At 55.2% G+C, this 2,480-nt stretch carries 3 protein-coding genes; all 3 read right to left on the bottom strand.

What is annotated here, in order from left to right:
- A partial coding sequence (locus tag JYJ39_RS13820; protein ID WP_205205207.1) for a hypothetical protein occupies positions 1 to 250 on the bottom strand: 250 nt, incomplete at its 3' end.
- 69 nt (positions 251 to 319) lie between these two features.
- Positions 320 to 877 (bottom strand): hypothetical protein, encoded by a 558-nt coding sequence (locus JYJ39_RS13825; protein ID WP_205205208.1) that lies wholly within the window; start codon positions 875 to 877, stop codon positions 320 to 322.
- 104 nt (positions 878 to 981) lie between these two features.
- On the bottom strand, positions 982 to 2,480 hold a 1,499-nt coding region (locus JYJ39_RS13830), incomplete at its 5' end, for a DUF637 domain-containing protein (protein WP_205205210.1).

Below are 2,480 nucleotides of genomic sequence, written 5' to 3' on the forward strand. Positions count from 1 at the left end.
GGTGGCTCGAGGGTTTGAACAGGCCATTCCCCACTCCAGGCAGCACCGCATCCGATACGCCCACCCGCTGCTGGCTGGGGTCGGGTAATGGCTGGCCTTGTTGGGTGATTTTGGTGAACGGGCCAGAAACCGGAATGTGCGCCAGCGCGGGAGCGGCTGGATTCAGGGTCAGCGTGCAGATCAGTGTCCAGATAACGGCACGATGGAATGGGCGGCATCGGGTCGTTTCAAAAAAAGTGCTGGGTTTCATGGTTTCAAACCTGAACGAGCACGGCTGCCGAATGAAAGACTGATGCGCACAATGGTTATTCAAAGCAATTCATTTGCCGATACGTTTGAAACGATAGGAGATTTCCCCTCGCTCCTTCGCCGTGCTATAAACCATGACAACATCCCCCGTCTCTGGCTCGACATAGAGTTCCCAGCCCGGAACAATCTGATCGTATTTTCGCCAGAAGGCTTTTAGTACGCCATTCTCACAGCGTTTTCTCTCTCCCGAGATATTCAGGTAGCCCTCTGCCTCCCCGGAAAGCCCGGACGTTCCTTTGACACCAATCAAAAATTTATTACTCTTAAGCGGGCGCAATTCCAGAGTAAAACGCTCAGAGGAAGGGGCAAAATAGACTTGGCGAAGGCCGTTTTTCATGCCACCAAGGATCGCTATAGGTGAGCTAGAAATCTCCACGACCTTGCCTTTGGGCCAGTTACTTGGATAACTATTTTCAGGTATTTGAAATCCCGGCACCGAGAAATATTTTGACAACCCTGGCCCGCCTTTCCCTCCGACCTCCAGATTATCAAAAATACCATTTGGCTTTGGGCATTGCTCTAGCTCATCCAAGGAGTGAGATGGTGCCGCAGCCCTCTCGTTTTTCATATACTCATCGTATGAAGGCCTCCTCACAATAGGCGAGGCGCTCTCCCCCTTGCACGAACAAAGAAGGGCCACAAGAGTACAGATCGTTATTGCCAGTCTGAATCTCACGGTTTTTCTCCGATCTTTCGCAAGGATTCTGCATTTTTCTTGGCATTATCAATAATCTGTAGCACCCCCGGAGGCAGTTGATTGGCCATGACTCCGGCAGCGAATGGAGCCGCCAGCGGGATGTTTATGTGGTTCATAAAACTGGCGAAAGCACCATAATCTGGGCGAATATTTCCGATAACACGAGGAGCAAGCGCCCAGTCTTTGGTGGTTTGATTCGGAAGTTCAACACCCTTGAAGTCAATTAGTGGCATCGTGAATGTTGAGTCATTCACCGTATCGTAGGCGCTATAGCTATTGAACTTATCATGCCAACCACCAAAAAGCTCAACGATCCATTTAGCCCAAAAACTATTCTTGTCATAATCACCAGGGCCAATACCAAACATCTTCAAGTAGCCTACTTCACGGCCTTGATGCCCGCCCATCGGACTGAGCAGATCACCGCCATGCTCTTTGAACACATCTTGCAAAGCATCAAAAACTCCAACATCTGTTCTATCTTCAACTCCATGCCCCAAAACTCTCACAAAACCATCGTCCCGCATAGAGCAACTAAAACCCTCCGTCCTACACACCGTCGGCAAGTCCCACCTTCCACCGCCCAATTCCTCCCGCTGGAAATTGTTCGAGCAGTTATCACTATCCCCCAGACAAGCCCCCTTGAACTGTTTGGAGTTCTCGATCTGATCTTCCTTCACCAGATGCGACGCCCATGCCAGCCCGGCCAGCACGCCGGCAGTGACGGCGCCTTGCTGGCAGCCTGAACCCGTCAGTTCGCCGCTGGCGCAGCCCGCCGTGATTTTCGCGGCCAGCATTTCCAGATCGAACGTCTCCGCGTAGTAGCCGCCCACGCCGCCGGCTACGGTCGCAGCCAGATAGCCTTTCAGGGCATCGCCCGAGAAGGTTTGTTTCAGCGTCTCGCCGAAGTTGCCCTTGGTGTTGATCAGGTTGATGGTGGCGTTGCTGGCGACCGAGGTCATGCCCGCCGTCAGCGCGGCGTTGGCCCAGCCGGCGGGAATGGCGGCCGTGGTCGTCGTCGCCGCTGCGCCGGCGGCCAGCGCGCTACTGCCGGCGGGTGCGCCACCGCCGATCCAACTGCTGGCAGGGTTCCACGTAATCGCCGTAATCACGATGGCGATCACCACGGCGGCGACGCCGCCCAACCCCGACTGGCTGTATTTGAAGCTGTCGTGCACCTCCTTCACCTGCCGCCAGTCCACGTCGCCGCGTTGTTCCATTTCTTTCAGCCACGCCAGTTGCGGCTCCGCCGCCACCATCGCATCGATCGCCTGGCTGACGCTTTTTCCGTTGATCTCCTTGATGTCGATCTGGATGTTCCCCGCCGCACGGATCGCCAGTTCGCCCGCCGCGATCAGTTGGCTCTGCACCACGGTTTCGTCCGTGTGTCCCTTGCCCTTCGCGCTTTGCCACGCCCAGCTGCTCTTGCTCTTGTGGTGCGCTTCCTGGATGAGCGCTTTCATCGCCTCGAAGG

It is taken from the genome of Azonexus hydrophilus (genome assembly GCF_905120355.1).
In the GTDB taxonomy this organism is placed as follows: Bacteria; Pseudomonadota; Gammaproteobacteria; order Burkholderiales; family Rhodocyclaceae; genus Azonexus.

Coding starts and splice junctions, on each gene's coding strand:
- JYJ39_RS13825 (WP_205205208.1), bottom strand. CDS start 877: ATGAAAAACGAGAGGGCTGCGGCACCATCTCACTCCTTGGATGAGCTA.